At 70.9% G+C, this 2,182-nt stretch carries 3 protein-coding genes; all 3 read right to left on the bottom strand.

Features of this window, described 5'->3' with window-relative positions; genetic code table 11:
* Window positions 1-4: 4 nt before the first annotated feature.
* On the bottom strand, window positions 5-706 hold the full coding sequence (ung, locus tag KBX53_RS30660; RefSeq protein WP_030330021.1) for a uracil-DNA glycosylase: 702 nt from the start codon (window positions 704-706) through the stop codon (window positions 5-7).
* Between the two features lie 65 nt (window positions 707-771).
* Window positions 772-1,254 carry a tRNA (adenosine(37)-N6)-threonylcarbamoyltransferase complex ATPase subunit type 1 TsaE gene (gene tsaE / locus KBX53_RS30655; RefSeq protein ID WP_030330020.1) on the bottom strand — a complete coding sequence of 161 codons (483 nt, stop codon included), beginning with the start codon at window positions 1,252-1,254 and terminating at the stop codon, window positions 772-774.
* A partial coding sequence (locus KBX53_RS30650) for an alpha/beta fold hydrolase (protein ID WP_210863212.1) occupies window positions 1,251-2,182 on the bottom strand: 932 nt, incomplete at its 5' end. The genes KBX53_RS30650 and tsaE, both read right to left, overlap by 4 nt.

Genomic DNA, 2,182 nt, shown 5'->3' with positions numbered 1-2,182 from the left:
CCGGTCAGCCGGCGGTGCGCTCCCAGTCGATGGTGGGCAGGCCGGCGTCGGCGAGCGCCTTGTTGGCGGCGCTGAACGGACGGCTGCCCAGGAAGCCACGCGGGTTCATCGGGCTGGGGTGGCCCGCCTCCAGCACCACGTGCTGCGGATTGGTGACCAGCGCGGCCTTCTTACGGGCGTAGCCACCCCAGAGCAGGAAGACCACCCGCTCCGGTGCCGCGTCCAGCGCACGGATCGTCGCGTCGGTGAACTCTTCCCACCCGGCGTTGGCGTGCGAGCCAGGGGTGGCCTGCCGGACGGTCAGCACCGCGTTGAGCAGCAGCACACCCTGCGCGGCCCAACCGTTGAGGTTGCCGCCACGCGGTTTGGGAACACCCACGTCCTCGCCCAACTCCTTGAAGACGTTGCGCAACGACGGCGGAACCGTCACCCCGTCACGGACGCTGAAGCTCAACCCGTGTGCCTGCCCGGCCCGGTGGTAGGGATCCTGCCCCAGGATCAGCACCCGGGTGCCCTGCGGCGGGCAGAGCCGGTAGGCCGAGAACAGGTCCTCCAGCGGCGGGAAGACGGTCTGCGTCGCGTACTCCCGGGCGACGAACTCGCCCAGCGCGGCGGTGCGGGCCGGGTCGAGGTGCGGGGTGAGCACGGCACGCCACTGCTCCGGCAGCAGGGCCAGCAGATCCAGGGCGGGAGCGTCGTCGGGCATCAGAAACCTCTCACAGCGCGGGTCGGACCCCCGCACTCTAGGCATCGGGTACGACACCCGCCGAGCTAGCCCAGATCGGCGAGCCGCCGGGCCCAGTCGCCGCCGACCGGGTCCAGCTCCACGATGCGGGTGTCGTCGTCGCGGCGGTCGATGCGAACCCGCAGGTGCGCGTCCACCAACTGCTCCACCAGGCCCTCGCCCCACTCCACCACGGTCACCGAGTCGTCCACCGACGCGTCGAGGTCCAGGTCGTCGATCTCGGCGCGCGGATCGGTGGCGTCACCCAACCGGTACGCGTCGGCGTGCACCAGTGCCACCCGACCGCCCCGGGCCGGATCGGGTCGGTGCACCCGGGCGATCACGAAGGTCGGCGACGTGATGTCCCCGAGGACACCGAGCCCGGCGCCGATGCCCTGGGTGAGCGCGGTCTTGCCGGCACCCAACGGGCCGGTCAGCAGCACCAGGTCGCCGGCGCGCAGCAGCCCGGCCAGCCGTCGGCCGAAATCCCGGGTGTCCTCGACAGCCGGCAGCTTGACGACGTGACTCACCGTTCCTCCCCGCTCTGCAATGACTCCAAAAACCGCGCCAGGGCGGCGTTGACCTCGTCCGCGTGCTCCAACATCACCACGTGACCGCTGTCCTTGATCTTCACGAACTCGGCGTGCGGCAACCGGCGGACGATCTCCTCGGAGTGTGTCACCGGAGTGATCATGTCCTTGTCGCCGACCACCACCAGCACCGGAGTCGCCGCCAGCGCCGCCAGCGCCGGGAAGCGCGAGTGGGTCGCCAGGGTCCGCAGGTAGCGGGTCACCGTGTCGGCCGACGTCCGGGAGTTCATCGCCTCCACGTAGGACACCAGCGACGGGCTGGGCTTGCGGGTGCCGAAGCCGTACTTGCGGGTCAACAGCCAGGCCACGTTCGAGGTGGACTTGCGGGCCTTGTCGATCACCGGCCCGCCGTAGCGGGTGGCGTTGCTGACCATGTAGAGCACCGGGCCACCGACCCGGCCGAGCAGCGCGGGAGCTACCAGCTTGGTCTCCGCGATGAGCCCGCCCGACGTGGCCATCAGAACGGTCCCCACCACCCGGTCGCCGAACAGCTCCGGGAACAACTCGGCGAACGCCATGATGGTCATGCCGCCCATCGAGTGGCCGACCAGCACCAGCGGCCCGTCCGGGGCGGTCCGGTCGATCACCTGGCGCAGCGTCCGGCCGAGCACCGTGAGGTCGTACTCCCCGGTCTCCAACCGGCCGGACCGGCCGTGACCGGGCTGGTCGTACGCCACGATCCGGTAGTCACCGCGGGCGGCGAGCATCTGACGCTGGAAGTGGAACGTGCCCATGTCCAGGCAGAAGCCGTGCACCAGCACCACCGTCGGGCGCCCCGGCACCGGCCGGGTCGGCTCGACCACCTCGACGTGGATGTCGGTGCCGTCCGGCAACTCCAGCCGGAACGCCTCGTCGTACCGCTGCACGT

This window comes from Micromonospora sp. M51, from assembly GCF_018070305.1.
Classification (GTDB): Bacteria; Actinomycetota; Actinomycetes; order Mycobacteriales; family Micromonosporaceae; genus Micromonospora; species Micromonospora parva.
The sequence above is the reverse complement of the archived record's forward strand: the minus strand, read 5'-3'. Positions and strand labels throughout refer to the sequence as shown.